This window comes from Paenibacillus mesotrionivorans (genome assembly GCF_046098205.1).
In the GTDB taxonomy this organism is placed as follows: Bacteria; Bacillota; Bacilli; order Paenibacillales; family NBRC-103111; genus Paenibacillus_AR; species Paenibacillus_AR mesotrionivorans.
The window spans coordinates 53,905-67,241 of sequence record NZ_JBJURJ010000016.1 but is presented as its reverse complement, the minus strand read 5'-3'; the positions used below and the strand labels follow the sequence as shown (position 1 = coordinate 67,241).

The following is a 13,337-nucleotide window of genomic DNA, read 5'->3' as shown; positions in this document are numbered from 1 at the left end:
TACGTTAGCTTTACCCGAAAATATCCTCCAGCCCGTACAGCCCTGCCGGACGCTGGCTGATCCATTGAATGACCGTAAACACACCCTGGGCGAAGCCCTCCCGGGAGTAAACCTTGTGCGAAAGCTCGATCCGTTCATTTTCCGGGGTGGTAAATAAGACGCTGTGCTCCCCGATGACCTGCCCGGCCCGGATGCTGTGCATATGAACCGGCGACTCCACACCTGTCTGCAGAATGGTTTCCCTGATTTTTTTGGCCGTTCCGCTGGGTTGGTCCTTCTTGAATTTATGGTGGATTTCCGAAATATCAATATCCGCATGTTTGCCGAATTCCTCGGCGGCCAGCCGGATCAGCTTCAGGAACTTGTATACGCCCATGCTGAAATTGGGACAAATCGCCACCGGCATGGACTGGGAGAGTCCCGCAAGCCGATCCAGATCCTCCGGGCCAAACCCGGTTGTCGCCACAATCACCGGCTTGTGCAGCAGGGCGTAAGCGGGGTAATTATCCTCCATCAGCGCCTTGGCATGGGTGCAGTCGATATAGAGATCACAATCATCCTTGGTGGCCAAAAGGTCGCTGGTAATCCGCAGCCCGGTATCGCCACTGCCGGTGACCGCACCCAGATCCTGGCCGATCCACGGGCTGCCGCTGCGCCCGATGACTGCTCCCGCAACCATGTCCTCCCGCTGTGTCAACAGTCCGGCAATATCCCGGCCCAGCTTACCGGTCGCCCCTACGATACCCACTCTGATCATTTTACGTCAAAACCGCCTTTCATTCATTGGTTATAACCGGTCCCGGTCCGTCAAGTAGGTCTTGACCCCGGACCACAGCACTCCCTTGCAGCATTCCTCTACAGGGAGCAGTGGGGTGTCTTTCATTCTTCTTTGGAGCCCAGAGAGGCTGAAGCCCTGCTTCAGCACCATGATATTGTTAGATTGTAACGCACGGACGGGACAATTGTATACACACTTGAAGCACATCAGGCATTCATCGGCAAACTCGGGACGCCCGTTGTGCATCCTGATATTGCCGGTGGGGCAGTCGCGGGCGCACCTGGCGCAGCCGTTGCAAGCCTCGTCCACATGGAGCTTCCGGGCGAAGCCCCGGGAGCCGGATTGCTCATACTTAGCCAATTGGCGCACCAGAAAACCCTTGCGGTGAGCGGTGCGGCGAATGCTTCCGGACAGAATCCGGCCGAGGATCAGCTCTGTTTTCCGCGGCAAAGCGGCCAGAAGGTGCATGGCCACATGGTCATGGGTAGGCATCAGCCAGTTGCAGGGCATACACAGCATCGCTTCATAGATCACCCGGAGGCCCTTCTCTTCCAGCTGCCGGCAGCATTCCGCCCTGCAGCCCGTATTGGGCCAGACCTCGCCCCCTCCCGAGACCGAAAAAACCGCAATCCGTTGTCCGGCTACAGGGGACCAGCTGCGGATCCATTCATATACAGGAGCGGGAGCGTCGGTGGCATAAACCGGGAACAGCAGCAGCAGGCAGTCCCATCCCGCAGGTGTTTCCGACAGTGTTTTGCGGCCGGTGGCTCCTGCTTTCCTGCCCAATTCCTCCAGTTCGACAGCCAGCCCCTTCGCCTGTGCCTGCTCCGCAAAGCTGTGTGCCGCCGCCTCCGTCCCCCCGGTGCCGCTGAAATAAACAATTCCGATGCGGTGTATCCCTACGGATTCACTCATTCCTTTCCGCTCCCTCCTCCAACTTTCCAACCAGCCGGTGCCTCATAAAAAAAGATATGCCGGAAAATGCTTGTCATTGGGATTTCGCTTTTGTTTTTCATATTCCTGCCTGAATCTGCCATGACTTGATGAGCCAGTTGACCATTTGACCGGCAAGTCCGGGGAACGTATGATGAAGGATAGGGGAAAAAAGGCGTACATAAGGAGCGTCGTACATGTTTATTGTGATTGGATTGGTTATGCTCGCGGTATACGGACTTTTGGTATTCTACATCGGAGCCAGCGGCTGGCGCTGGATGAGGCCTGCTGTGCCAGGCTGGTTTAAATGGGTGTATGCAGTGGTGCTCGGATTTTTGGCCATTTCCTTTATACTGGGACGTTTCGTCCCCCATGCCGATGTGCTGGGTGTGATCGGTTCCTATTGGCTGGCTGTATTCTCCCTTCTGCTCATGATTCTGCCGGTTGTGCATCTGACTCTGTTAGTGCTCCGGCTGACGGCTTTGCCCCGCAGAATGGCCCAGAAATGGGCAGGCATCCTGACCCTGGCGGTTTTGGTGGGAATTATGGCGTACGGGTCGTACAACGCTTATAATCCCGTGGTACGGCAGTATGACATCCGCATCCCCAAAAAGTCGGCTGGACTGGAGCAGCTGAATGTAGTGATGGCCTCCGATATGCACTTCGGCTTGCTCTCCGGAACAGCCCACGCAGAGCGGATGGTGAAGGAAATCAACGCGCTTCAGCCGGATTTGGTGCTGTATCCCGGGGATATTATCGACGATGATCTGGACGCCTTTGTCAGACGGGGATTCGGCGGAATTCTCAAGCAGGTGGAGGCCAAATACGGGGTCTACGCCACCTTGGGCAACCATGATACCAACCCGGGGGCTATGGACGAGCTGATCCGTGCGCTGGAGGACAGCGGCATGCGTGTGCTCTATGATGAGTCCGTTACGGTGGCCGATCAGCTTACCCTAGTGGGCCGTAAGGACAAAACGGACAAGGATCGGGCTGCTCTGGAGGAGCTGCTTCGCGGCACGGCTAAGAATTTTCCACTGATCCTGCTGGACCATCAGCCTTACGAGCTGGATGCTGCCAAGGACAATGGGATCGATCTCATGTTGTCCGGCCATACGCACCGTGGACAGATTGCCCCCGCTCAATTCATCACCCGGCGGATTTACGAGAATGACTGGGGTCACCTGATCAAAGGGGAATTCGATTCCGTTGTGTCCTCCGGATACGGCTTCTGGGGTCCGCCTATCCGGACGGGCAGCCGTTCGGAGATTGTGCAATTGCATATCACTTTTGCCGGAGAGCTGTAAGAATCAAGCATAGTATTAAGAAGCTGTTAAGAATATACAGACAATAATTGAAACCGCAGAAGAGTGCCGGCTACCGGACATTCTCCTGCGGTTTTGTCTCGTTCAGGGACCTTAGAACTAGTTTTTCTTTAACCTAATTGCGAATATTACGTTGTAATCGTTATCATTGCGTCCGCAGTCACAGATTAGCCTCATTTGTATATTCGACATCCTTACACTTATCCCGAAATTTAGACAAATTCCGTTAAAAATATGTTAAGAAAAATAATCCCTCTTTGATAACTCTCTGAAAACCGTTTAACTTTTTTCATTTATGATAGTTTCATAGAACAACGAGAGCCTACATACATTTACAATTTGAACTATTGGAAAGAGGTAATGTATGATGAAACCTTCCGTATTAAAATTCAAGCAGCACACCATTCCCGTCTCCTTCTTCAATCAAGAGGCCGCTCCTCTTTCATCCTTGGAAAAGCTGTTCGAATCCATGGAATATCATCTGGACTTCCGCCGGAAGCTGAAGAAAATCGCGTCTATTGAAATGGTCGGCGAGGTGGCAGTGTTCAAGTATTTCGACGGCACCAAGCTGTATATGGAAGTCTGCTGACCTTTTCCTCTCTCTTCAAAAAAACAGCCGCAGCACGTTCATTCCCGCAATGCATAACATACCGGCCAGACACGCCGCCCCATCACTCCGCTGCCAACGGAGAGGGGCGGCTTGTGTGCGTTTTGCACCCTTGCGCCCATAGCCCCGCGCTGCCAAAGCAAAGGATAGCTCCTCGGCATGGTGCAGCATGGACAAAAGGAGCGGAATGAAGAAGGCCGGAAGCTGGCGCAGCTTTAGCTTGCCGGGGTTGCCGCTTCCGGGCCTGCCGCGGATGGAAGCCAAAAGTGCCATCCGCCCGAGCTCGCCGGGCAGGAAGCGGATAAACCGGAACAGCAGGGCTACCGCCAGTCCAATGGTATCTCCGGCACGCCGGATGACCGGAATCCGCCGTAGCAGCTCCTCCATACCCTTCTGAATGGATAGAGGAGGGGTTAGAATATTGAATAGCACACCGCCGGCCAGAACAGGCAGCAAAGGGGTCAACCGCTTCAACGTAATCTGCCCTTGCCCCCAGGAAAATCCAACATGTATAAGGGGGCTCTGGCCACCGGCAAAGGATAGCTCCACGCCCGAGATTACAAACGCAGCCAGAATAAAACTGCCAAAGGCAAAAACCGGCCTGAGCCAGCGTTTGGCCGGAATATTGGCAGCCAAACCCAGCCCCGCCACAGCCATACCTCCCAACGCGGTTACTCCCCAGTGGGGGGAGACAAGCAGGCTTAGGCTGAACAGGGCGTAAAGCAGCCACTTGGCCCGGGGATCCAACCCGGATAACCGGGAGAAGCGGGTTTCCTGGTTTGGCTGGCTTCGTACTGTCCATCGGATGGCAGGCTGCTGCCCCGTTTGGGTGGCCCCTGCCGCATACGGCTGCGCTCCTATTGCAGAAGAGCCTGCCGCAAGCTTCTCCGCTAAGGAGCGGGCAATGGCTTCGGCAGCTAAAGAATCCGAGCCCGCCAGTGCAGCCAGCCGGATGCAATCCGGCACCCCGAGCCCCGCTTCGGTCAATGGCGAAGGGTCTTTCAGCAGCTCCTGCGGGCTCCATTGACCGGCAACTGAGCCATCCTTCAGCAGTACCACCCGGTCGGCCAAGGGCAGAAACAGATCCAGCTCATGGGAGGCGATGACGATCCCGCCGCCTGCTCTGCCCTGCTCACGCTTCCATTCCGCCAACTCGCCAGCTAGGGACGCTGCCATAACCGGATCGAGCCCTGCCGTCGGTTCGTCCAGAAGAAGCCAAGGCTGGCGGATGGCTGCCGCTGCAGCCAAGGCAGTCCGCCGTTTTTCACCGCCAGATAAGGTGAAGGCCGACCGCTCCCACAGCTCTTCTCCTAGTCCGCACCAGGCGGAGGCCCATACCAGCCGTTCCTGCCGCTCCTGCGGGGGGAGTCTCCGTTGTTTGAGGCTGTAGAGGATTTCCTCCCGGACTGTCGGCAAGAAAAACATCTGCTCCGGATTCTGGTACACATAGCTGGAGGTGGCCAGCAGCTCTCTGCGCTCCAGGGTACGCTGTTCCTCCCCCCTCCGCTCTCCGATATTGCCGGACCCTGCCGGACGCAGACCAGCCAATAGCTGGAGCAGCGTAGACTTCCCGGAGCCGGTGCAGCCGGCCACCAGTGTCAGCTCCTCTGTGGCGAAGGAGCAATGAAACAAACCTGCCCGGCTGAGTCCGCTGTCCATCGGAATAGCAACTTCATGCATGTACCGCCCGTTCATGCCAACACCGCCCTCTCCAATGCCACAGGCGTCAACGGAAAGCGGTCCGTAAGCAGTCCCCGCAATTTTAGCTGTTCCGTTATGGCGACGGTTAAGGGCGGAAGCAGACCCGCCGCCCGGCAGGGGGACTCGCACTCACCGGTTGCAATGGCCATCCGGCTATAGAAAAAATCCTCCGGAGTGCCGTCAAACACCAGCTTCCCTTCATCCAATGCCCAGATTCTGCCGGCATATGCCGCCTCCTCCAGCAGTTGGGTAATGTGAATCACCGTCATTCCCCGCTTTTGAAGGGACTGCAGGACAGACAGCAGCCGGTGTCGGGCCTCCGGGTCCAGCATGGAGGTGGCTTCATCGGCGATCAGCACGGACGGACGCACCGCCAACGCGCCGGCCAAAGCCAGCAGCTGCTTCTGCCCGCCGGATAAGCTGCCCGCCGGACATGCCTCCCACCCCGTCAGCCCTGTAGCTGCCAGCGCTTCCTGTTGGCGGAGCTCCATCTCCTCCGGTGGAAGCCCCGCACATTCCATCCCGAAGCGGAGATCCTCCCCTACTGTTTCTCCTATAAGCTGCGCCTCCGGATTTTGCATGACCAGCCGGACGGAAGCCCCTTGGGCGGAGCGCCCGATTTCTCCCGAATAACGCCCGTCCAGCCCCGCCAACAGACGCCCAAGGACACTTTTTCCGCTGCCGTTCCGGCCGGCAACCGTCAGCCACTCGCCCTCGCGGATGACACCGGATATCTGGTGCAGCACCGCCTCTTCCTTCCCCGGCAGGTAAACACTGACCTCCCGAAGCTCAATCAGGGATTTTCCCAAATTTTTCACCGCCCGTCTATTCAAACGCCAATGGGCATGTTACAATGCCATCAGCGAATTGTTAACCTCACATCGCAAAAATAGGTTAACAAATCAGAGGAGGTTTGGCAATGCCCTTTTCGTTTTCTACCAAAGGACTTGTATTTATGACCGCATTCAGCGCACTTTTTGTATTATCCAGCTATTTGAATCTGCACTTGGGTTTTTCTCCTGTTCCCATCTCCATGGAGAATTTTGTGGTGATGCTGGCGGGTGCGATCCTCGGTCCGGTTTACGGCTTCGGCAGCATCGCCTTGGTGATTGCCCTGTCCGTGCTGGGTTTGCCAATTCTGGACGGACGCGGCGGGTTGGCCCTGCTCACCGGCCCTACCGGCGGTTTCGTATGGATGTTTCCCGTTGCCGCTTTCCTGATTGGCCTGGTCTCCCGGTATGTCCGTGGAAGCCGACTGTGGACCACGGTAGCCCTGATCGCCGCAGCGGAGCTGTTCGGCTCCCTCCTGCTGTACGTGACCGGCGTGCCATGGCTGGCCCATGCGGCCAACTATACCTTCGCCAAGGCGATGGCAGCAGGCTGTTACCCCTACCTGACGGGTGACGCCGTCAAGGCCGTTCTGGCCGGTTTGATCGCCGCAACTGTGCGCCAGGTATTCCCTCTTGCGCGGATCACCGGACAAGCCGGTTATTCCGGGGTGGAGACTACCATTTCCAAGTAGCCGCCTTTTCGCCCCATGCTGCGTTACTTTTGCGACGTACCCCTGGTGAACTAGCGCAAAAGTGCCTTGCCTGGAACGAAAATTTCAGGATAATCTGCTCCCCTCGAAGTTTTCAAACACACCCTAGGCGCCTATCCCACATATCCTGTAGCATCAGCGGATCACAACAGGAGGTGTGCGTGATGTGGGAGGATTGGGAAAAGCTGTTCAAACAAGTTGCCAAAACCTCGCAGCAGGTCAAAAAAGCATTGGATGATTTCCGTGGTCCGGAGCCTCATGTGAGAATTTATGAGACGGACCGCTACGTGAAGGTTGTCGTCAGCCCTATGCCGGAGCAAAAGGTGCGGCGCTGGTCGGTGAAGGTAATGGGTGACCGGGTGTTCATCCGGGGTAAATACGAGGTGGAATCGTTGTCGAAGGACGACCTGGGCTACGAAATGGCGGAATTGCGGGCGGATGAATTCGTGAAGGCAGTACGGCTGCCCGTGCCGGTTGAATCGAAGCCCTACAATTCCCGCAAAGAAGGAGAGGTGCTGATCGCCACCTTCCTGAAGCGGAAGGAGCTGCCGGCGGGTGGTTGGTTTGATCTACCCTGAAACAACAAGGTCCGAGCCGCAGGCTGGATGTGTTAGGGAAGCCTCGAAACCGGCGAAGCCGATTTGAGGACATCCTCCAGCATTACATTGGTCTACGGTGCGGAGGAATCCGCAGCAAAAGTGACTATTAGTGCCCGCAGGTGCACTATTCCTAACGGCGGTGAGAGCCGCTATTTGTTCCAAAACCGGGGGGCTGCAGCATCTAACGGAAGCAGGAGACGCTATTGGGTTAAAAAGAGGCTTGCAGCAGAATAATTTGCCCAAATAGAGGCTGTGGCCGCCGTTAGATTTTTTGAAGAGGGGTTTTTGACGAAATAAAGGCTTTCCCCGCCGTTAGATCCTGCATGACCTGTTTCTCATTGCAGCAGCAGTGTCAAGAAAGGAGTGCCTTGGTGGTTCCGTCGGACAGACTCCTCAACATACAAGACCGTCGTTAGCCCCAGGGCTTGGACGGTCTTGTTCTATCATCTTCTAAAATCCGTAAATGGTCATGCCCCCGTCCACAAACAGGGTTTGACCGGTTATGTACCCCGATGCTTCGGAGGAGAGGAACACTACAGGGCCCACCAGATCGCGCAGCTCACCGATCCGCTTCAAGGGAGTCCGGGACAGCACCTCGGCTACAAACTCCTCATTTTGCAGAAGCTTCTCGGTTAGCGGGGTTTTGAAGTACCAGGGTCCGATAGCATTCACGAGAATATTGTGTTTGCCCCATTCCAGCGCCAGGATTTTGGTCATCTGGATCATAGCGGCCTTGGTGGAGCCATATACCACACCGGTCCGGAGGGCAGTATGGCCGGCAACCGAGGCCACATTCACGATTCTGCCCCCACCCGCTTCCTTCATATAACGTCCGGCGCACTGGGACATCATAAAAGCGGATTTCAGATTGGTCTGCACAATGGTTTCCCATTCCTCATCGGTCACTTCAAGGGCAGGCGTCCGGATATTCATCCCGGCGTTATTCACCAGAATGTCCAGCTTACCCGCTTCCCCAACCGCCTTCGCAACAGCGGCCTCCACCTGCTCCCGACTGGTCACATCCGCCCTGCAGATATAAGCCTTACGGCCTGTCCGGCATATCTCCGCTGCCGTTTCCTCCAGATCAGACTCTGTCCGTGCGGTCAGAGCCACATCCGCTCCAGCCTCGGCCAAGCCTACGGCAAGAGCCCGGCCGATTCCTTTGCCCGCGCCGGTTACCAGCGCTGTCTTTCCTTCCAAACCGAATGAAGGCAATAGCATGATACCCATCCTCCTGGCGTATATTGGTATTCAAAAATGCAGCGTGCAATCATAATTGATAATGCTGGTAGAGGTGGAGGATACTATGTTTTAACGGTCCGTCCGAGACCCCTGTGCATTTTTTGTGACAAATGTGTATCTTTTTTGAAACGTCAACGGGGGTTTTCACGTAGTACGTTTCAGCAACCAAAGAACAGCATGGAAAGGGAGTGGCATTTTTGGAGGTATACCAAGGCGATAAAGACGGAAAAACCGTAAAGCTTCCCCAGGTTCCCAAAAATACGGTAAAGAAAATTGCCTTTGGCGCTGCCGTTGTGGTCATTGCCGGTCTGGCCTGGAGCAGCATCTACACTGTGCAGGAGGAAGAACAGGCCGCAATTATGACCTTCGGGAAATACACGACAACACAAGAAAGCTCTGGACTTCATTTTAAGCTTCCGTACCCCATTCAGCAAGTCGTGATTGTACCGGCCAAGCTGACCCAGAAGATTCATATCGGCTATCGGGAGGTCAACGGCAAGGTGAACCCTGTTGACGAGGAAGCACTGATGATCACCGGTGACGAAAACATCGTTTCCGCAGACGCTGTGGTGGAATGGCGGGTCTCCGATCTTCACAAGTATTTGTATAACATTGAGAACCCCGAGCACTTCCTGCGCAATTCCGCAATCGCCTCCATCCGTTCGGTCATCGGCTCCACCAAGCTGGACTATGCCATTACCGAAGGGAAAACCGTGATCCAAACCGATGTAAAATCCAAGCTTGAGGAACTGATGAACCAGTACAATACGGGGATTCACATTATCGACTTGAAGTTCCAGGATATCGAACCGCCGGAGGGCCAGGTGCAGACAGCGTTTAAATCCGTCACCAATGCCCGTGAGGAAAAGAACACCAAGATCAACCAGGCGCAGAAATATGTCAACGACCGCCTGCCCAAAGCCCGCGGTGAAGCCCAGGCGCTGATCGAAAAAGCCGAAGGGGAAAAGCAGTCCCGGATCTTGAATGCTCAAGGGGATGTATCCAAATTTGATGCCGTATATGCGGAATATGTAAAAAGCCCCAACGTCACCAGCAACCGTCTGACGCTGGAAACGCTGGAGAAAATCCTTCCGAAGGCAAAGGTGATTATCACCGAAGGCAGCGGCAATACCGTGAATTATCTTCCGCTTAACGATCTCCTCCGAAGCTCGACTACAGGCAATAACGCAGCAGGTACAGGCGGCACAGCCGGGACTCAAGGAGGTGGCAACCGATGAAACGTTGGATTGGCATAGCAGTTGGAGCATTGGTGCTGATTATTCTTGCGGCAAGCTCCCTCTTTATCGTAAAGGAAAGTGAATACAAGGTTGTACTGAAGTTCGGCGAAGCGGTACGCATTCACGAAAATCCGGGGATCAAGATCAAGATTCCGTTTATTGAAACAGTCTCTACGCTCCCCAAGTACCAAAAGGTCAGTGACAGCCAGCCGACCACCATCATGACCAAGGACAAAAAGCCCATTATCGTGGACAATTATACCGTATGGCGGATTAACAACTCACGCAGCTTCCTGCAGACGCTGAAGACGGTCACCACCGCAGAGAGCCGCATCAGCGACGCCGTGTATAACACCGTTCGCCGGAAGCTCTCGGAAATCGATTATGGCAGCATTATCAGCGAGGACTCCTCCCGCGGCAACCTGAATGACGATATCACCAAGGAAGTATCCGATATTGTCTCCCGTCAGAATTACGGCATTGAAGTGATCGATGTCCGCATCAAACGGACGGACCTGCCGGAGGAGAACAAGGAAAGTGTTTACAAGCGGATGATTTCCGACCGGGAATCCATCGCAGCCGGATATCTGTCCGAGGGCGATGAGGAATCCAAGAAAATCACTTCCAATGCTGACCGCCAGGCCCAGGAGCTTATTGCCCAAGCCGAGGCCGACTCCAAGAAGATTATCGCCGAGGGTGAGCAGGAGGCTGCACGGATCTATAATGATTCGTACGGCAAGGACCCGGAATTCTACAAGCTGTACCGGACACTGGAAAGCTACGTAACCACCTTCCAGGGCGAGCCTGTGATCCTCCTCCCCATCGATTCCCCGTATACGCGTATTCTGCTGGGACAATAAAAATCCAGCCCGTATAAAAGAAGAAGCCTTGACAGAGCGGTGCTCTGCCAGGCTTCTTCTTTGTTATTAGGATTCGAGTATGAACCGGTTCCACTTCTGCTGCCAGGCCTTATCCTGCCAAAAAAGATGGTGAGGCGCACAATTGGAGCATAGAATCATCCCCCAGAAGCCAAGCGCCATCCCCTTTTTGATGGCATATTCGGCAATATCCTTGCCCACCGGCCCCTCTTCAAAATAGGTTTGCCAAGGCGTATAACCCACATAACCTTCACCGATGACCATGGGCAGCCCCTTGCGCTCCGCCCACTCCGCCGCTTCCTCCAGCCGCTGGTCGATCTTCTCCCGCATGGCCACCCGGTGAGCGCCGTACCGGTCATAGAGGAACAGATCCCACTTCACCGGATCGCACCAGTCGTGCAGGTACAACAGCTTCAGGCCAACGGGATTGCCGTGAAGCCGCCATTCCTCCCCTTCCGGCAGCGTATATTCCGAGAACGGGGGTGCATCATCCCGAAGCAGCGCAGCTGCCGCAGGATTAGGGAACGCCTGGTCCACACGGTGCAGCGCCACCGCATCCGCCAACTCTTGCAAAACACCATTCAGATAAAGGTGGAAATGGGCCACCTGTTCATTTTCCGCCACATGCTCCTTGGGATAGGATTGGTTCAGGGTATAACAGCCGGTAATGAGGATATCCGGATGCCCCTTCTGCAGATAGGCCAAAGCCTCTTCCACATAAGGCTTCATATACGCAATGGTTTTGGGCGCGTTGCCGTCGGGAATCCCCGCATCCAGCGCCACCTGCGTCATCCGGCCGAATTCCAGCTCATTGTGCAGCTCCGCATAGGCAATCCGCTGCCCATAGCCTGCCTCCTTGACGGTGGTGATCAGACGGCTCATGGAGCGTGCGATGGCCATAAAACGCTTCTCGGGGGCAATGGCCAACAGTTCGTCGAACAGCTCTCTTGTCTTCAGGAAGCTGGGGCTTTGCTGGTATTCCCATGAGGACAAGATAATAAAGCAATTGTACTTGTCCGCCAGCCGGAACAGCTCCAGCAGATGGGCCACACCGTCCAGCTCGGCTCCCCCCTTGCAGTTATACCAGCGGGTCCGTACACCAACCTGGCCCAGATTACCGAAGGCCAGCTTGCCCGGTCTTGGTCCTTCCTCTGTAAACAATAGATAAGGCATGGCACAGATGCGGATGGTATTGTACCCAAGCTCAACCGCTTCTTGGAACCGCGCCTCCATATCGTGATAGGGCTCGCCGGGCATGGTCATGGTGTACCAGGAGAAGTCCCACATAGTGATGGTCAGTCGTTTCGGCAAATGGCCGGGAATGGATGTTTTCACGTTGTCTTCACCCTTTTGGACAAGTATTGTTATCCTCATGGTACCCTCCGCGGCTCCGTGGCGCAATGGATGATGGGCGTCTTATGATGGAGGATGTGTGGATTGGCTGCTCCAAACCAAATAGAAAAACGGGCCTTCATCAGAAAGCCCGCAAGGGTATTAAGAATATGATAAGTCCGGGATTCGTTCTTACAGCACTCTGCGGGCGGACACGTAATGGGTGTCCCAATACCCGGAGGTGATGGAGGAAATACCGACACCGTTCATGGACGGTGTATTATGTATGATTTTTCCGTCTCCTATGTAGATGCCCACATGATCAATGACTCCGGAGGAGCTTGTCCAGAAAAAGATCAGGTCGCCCTTTTGCAGATTGCTCCGGGATACCGCTGTGCCGGCATCCTTCTGATACTTGGTGCCCCACTTGAGGTTTACCCCTTCGATACCGAAGACAAATTTGGTGAAGGAGGAGCAATCCAGCAGAGTCGGCGGAAGATTGGAGCCGTACTTGTATTTGGTTACACCGATGAGATTATTGGCGTGATGGATCACACGGTCGGCAATGTTGGAGGCTTGCTCCGGCGGCGCTGGTGTTGGGGTTGGTGCCGGTGCCGGATTGGATGGCGCCGTAGCTCCTAAGCTGACATAATCGGTGGAGAGATACCCGATCTGACCGTTGATATTTGCCTTGACCCAGTATGAGTTGACCTTTTCCACGATCTGGAATGTGGTGCCTGCTTTCACCAAACCGATGACGGAGCTGGAGGTTGACGGGCCGGTGCGGAAGTTAACGCCTTTTTCCACCACACCCTGACCGGCAGCTGCGTTTCCGGGGGAGCTTGAATCGATCTTCACATAATTTGTGGAGAGATAACCGACTTGACCGTTGACATTCGCCTTGACCCAGTATGAATTAACCTGATCCAGCACTTCAAAGGTGGTGCCCGCTTTAACTAAACCGATAACGGAGCCGGATGTGGATGGGCTGGTCCGGAAGTTGACGCCCTTCTCCACCACACCTTGTGCGGCCAAGGCCGAAGATGAGATCGACAATGTGAGTACAGTTGCTGCTGCCAAAGTTATCAAAGTTTTCTTCATAACATCTCCTCCTGCTACAATTGTAGCCTCCGAAGGAAGATTATGCATTGAATAAATATTGGT

At 54.9% G+C, this 13,337-nt stretch carries 13 protein-coding genes; 6 read left to right on the top strand and 7 right to left on the bottom strand.

The window, feature by feature from the left end:
* Positions 1-10: 10 nt before the first annotated feature.
* Positions 11-757 (bottom strand): 4-hydroxy-tetrahydrodipicolinate reductase, encoded by a 747-nt coding sequence (dapB, locus tag ACI1P1_RS22260; RefSeq protein ID WP_416218647.1) that lies wholly within the window; start codon positions 755-757, stop codon positions 11-13.
* 30 nt (positions 758-787) lie between these two features.
* Complete coding sequence (locus ACI1P1_RS22255) at positions 788-1,693, bottom strand: EFR1 family ferrodoxin (protein ID WP_416218646.1); 906 nt, start codon at positions 1,691-1,693, stop codon at positions 788-790.
* 215 nt (positions 1,694-1,908) lie between these two features.
* On the opposite strand from ACI1P1_RS22255, the gene ACI1P1_RS22250 reads away from it, so the two are divergent.
* Together ACI1P1_RS22250 and ACI1P1_RS22245 are read left to right on the top strand one after the other, a co-directional pair.
* Entirely contained in the window at positions 1,909-3,018 is a 1,110-nt protein-coding gene (locus ACI1P1_RS22250; RefSeq protein WP_416218645.1) for a metallophosphoesterase, read from the top strand.
* Between the two features lie 382 nt (positions 3,019-3,400).
* Positions 3,401-3,625, top strand: coding sequence for a hypothetical protein (locus ACI1P1_RS22245; protein ID WP_416218644.1), 225 nt, complete (start codon positions 3,401-3,403; stop codon positions 3,623-3,625).
* 15 nt (positions 3,626-3,640) lie between these two features.
* On the opposite strand, the gene ACI1P1_RS22240 is transcribed toward ACI1P1_RS22245, so the two are convergent.
* A complete protein-coding gene (locus tag ACI1P1_RS22240; RefSeq protein WP_416218643.1) occupies positions 3,641-5,338 on the bottom strand; it encodes an ATP-binding cassette domain-containing protein in 1,698 nt (565 codons plus the stop codon).
* On the bottom strand, positions 5,335-6,153 hold the full coding sequence (locus tag ACI1P1_RS22235) for an ATP-binding cassette domain-containing protein (RefSeq protein WP_416218642.1): 819 nt from the start codon (positions 6,151-6,153) through the stop codon (positions 5,335-5,337). The genes ACI1P1_RS22240 and ACI1P1_RS22235 overlap by 4 nt, the downstream gene beginning before the upstream one ends.
* Before the next feature lie 110 nt (positions 6,154-6,263).
* Here ACI1P1_RS22235 and ACI1P1_RS22230 point away from each other — a divergent pair, with 110 nt between their 5' ends.
* A complete protein-coding gene (locus ACI1P1_RS22230) occupies positions 6,264-6,866 on the top strand; it encodes a biotin transporter BioY (protein ID WP_416218641.1) in 603 nt (200 codons plus the stop codon).
* 182 nt (positions 6,867-7,048) lie between these two features.
* Positions 7,049-7,462 carry a hypothetical protein gene (locus tag ACI1P1_RS22225; RefSeq protein ID WP_416218640.1) on the top strand — a complete coding sequence of 138 codons (414 nt, stop codon included), beginning with the start codon at positions 7,049-7,051 and terminating at the stop codon, positions 7,460-7,462.
* A 471-nt stretch (positions 7,463-7,933) separates the two neighbouring features.
* Here ACI1P1_RS22225 and ACI1P1_RS22220 read toward each other — a convergent pair whose 3' ends face one another.
* Positions 7,934-8,704, bottom strand: coding sequence for an SDR family NAD(P)-dependent oxidoreductase (locus ACI1P1_RS22220; protein WP_416218639.1), 771 nt, complete (start codon positions 8,702-8,704; stop codon positions 7,934-7,936).
* Between the two features lie 218 nt (positions 8,705-8,922).
* On the opposite strand from ACI1P1_RS22220, the gene hflK reads away from it, so the two are divergent.
* Both hflK and hflC read left to right on the top strand, forming a co-directional pair.
* Entirely contained in the window at positions 8,923-9,963 is a 1,041-nt protein-coding gene (hflK, locus tag ACI1P1_RS22215) for an FtsH protease activity modulator HflK (protein WP_416218638.1), read from the top strand.
* Positions 9,960-10,823: a protease modulator HflC gene (gene hflC / locus ACI1P1_RS22210; RefSeq protein ID WP_416218637.1), complete on the top strand. Its 864-nt coding sequence runs from the start codon at positions 9,960-9,962 to the stop codon at positions 10,821-10,823. Before hflK ends, hflC begins: the two co-directional genes overlap by 4 nt.
* A gap of 66 nt (positions 10,824-10,889) precedes the next feature.
* Here hflC and ACI1P1_RS22205 read toward each other — a convergent pair whose 3' ends face one another.
* Together ACI1P1_RS22205 and ACI1P1_RS22200 are read right to left on the bottom strand one after the other, a co-directional pair.
* The gene (locus tag ACI1P1_RS22205) at positions 10,890-12,215 is read right to left on the bottom strand and encodes a cellulase-like family protein (protein WP_416218636.1); all 1,326 of its coding nucleotides are present in this window, start codon (positions 12,213-12,215) and stop codon (positions 10,890-10,892) included.
* Positions 12,216-12,365: 150 nt separating this feature from the next.
* Positions 12,366-13,274 carry a C40 family peptidase gene (locus ACI1P1_RS22200; RefSeq protein ID WP_416218635.1) on the bottom strand — a complete coding sequence of 303 codons (909 nt, stop codon included), beginning with the start codon at positions 13,272-13,274 and terminating at the stop codon, positions 12,366-12,368.
* Positions 13,275-13,337 lie beyond the last annotated feature (63 nt).

Excerpts from the sequence above, each read along its gene's own strand:
- dapB (WP_416218647.1), bottom strand. The coding sequence starts at position 757 with ATGATCAGAGTGGGTATCGTAGGGGCGACCGGTAAGCTGGGCCGGGAT.
- ACI1P1_RS22255 (WP_416218646.1), bottom strand. The coding sequence starts at position 1,693 with ATGAGTGAATCCGTAGGGATACACCGCATCGGAATTGTTTATTTCAGC.
- ACI1P1_RS22250 (WP_416218645.1), top strand. The coding sequence starts at position 1,909 with ATGTTTATTGTGATTGGATTGGTTATGCTCGCGGTATACGGACTTTTG.
- ACI1P1_RS22245 (WP_416218644.1), top strand. The coding sequence starts at position 3,401 with ATGATGAAACCTTCCGTATTAAAATTCAAGCAGCACACCATTCCCGTC.
- ACI1P1_RS22240 (WP_416218643.1), bottom strand. The coding sequence starts at position 5,338 with ATGAACGGGCGGTACATGCATGAAGTTGCTATTCCGATGGACAGCGGA.
- ACI1P1_RS22230 (WP_416218641.1), top strand. The coding sequence starts at position 6,264 with ATGCCCTTTTCGTTTTCTACCAAAGGACTTGTATTTATGACCGCATTC.
- ACI1P1_RS22225 (WP_416218640.1), top strand. The coding sequence starts at position 7,049 with ATGTGGGAGGATTGGGAAAAGCTGTTCAAACAAGTTGCCAAAACCTCG.
- ACI1P1_RS22220 (WP_416218639.1), bottom strand. The coding sequence starts at position 8,704 with ATGCTATTGCCTTCATTCGGTTTGGAAGGAAAGACAGCGCTGGTAACC.
- hflC (WP_416218637.1), top strand. The coding sequence starts at position 9,960 with ATGAAACGTTGGATTGGCATAGCAGTTGGAGCATTGGTGCTGATTATT.
- ACI1P1_RS22205 (WP_416218636.1), bottom strand. The coding sequence starts at position 12,215 with ATGAGGATAACAATACTTGTCCAAAAGGGTGAAGACAACGTGAAAACA.
- ACI1P1_RS22200 (WP_416218635.1), bottom strand. The coding sequence starts at position 13,274 with ATGAAGAAAACTTTGATAACTTTGGCAGCAGCAACTGTACTCACATTG.